The organism is Neisseria sp. P0021.S007 (assembly GCF_051956855.1).
This window is the reverse complement of record NZ_JBQCXA010001458.1, coordinates 1-478: the sequence shown is the minus strand read 5'-3', so window position 1 is coordinate 478 and position 478 is coordinate 1. Positions and strand designations below refer to the sequence as shown.

The 478-nt window shown below is 56.3% G+C and carries 1 protein-coding gene; it reads right to left on the bottom strand.

The genetic code is table 11. From position 1 onward, the window contains the following. A partial coding sequence (locus ACTHUR_RS19685; RefSeq protein WP_440400481.1) for an FAD-dependent oxidoreductase occupies positions 1 to 478 on the bottom strand: 478 nt, incomplete at both ends.

Below are 478 nucleotides of genomic sequence, written 5' to 3'. Positions count from 1 at the left end.
GTGTACCACGTTGTTTTCAAGCGTTGGATTTCGCGTTCGATGGCTTCGCGTTTTTCGTTGAACATGCGCCATTGCTCTTCACCCACCAAGCCGATTTTGTAGCCGTCTTCGGTCAGGCGCATATCGGCGTTGTCTTCCCTGAGTTGCAGGCGGTATTCGGCGCGGCTGGTGAACATGCGGTAGGGTTCGTTCACGCCTTTGGTGATGAGGTCGTCCACCAATACGCCGAGATAGGCTTGTTCGCGGCGCAACAGGAGCGGATCTTGTTCGCGGATGTATTGCACGGCATTTGCGCCTGCGAGCAGGCCTTGCGCGGCGGCTTCTTCGTAGCCGGTCGTGCCGTTGATTTGTCCGGCAAAGAAGAGGCCTTGGATGGTTTTGGTTTCGAGGCTGGCTTTAAGGTTGCGCGGATCGAAATAGTCGTATTCGATGGCGTAGCCGGGGCGCAGGATATGGGCGTTTTCAAGGCCTTTCATGC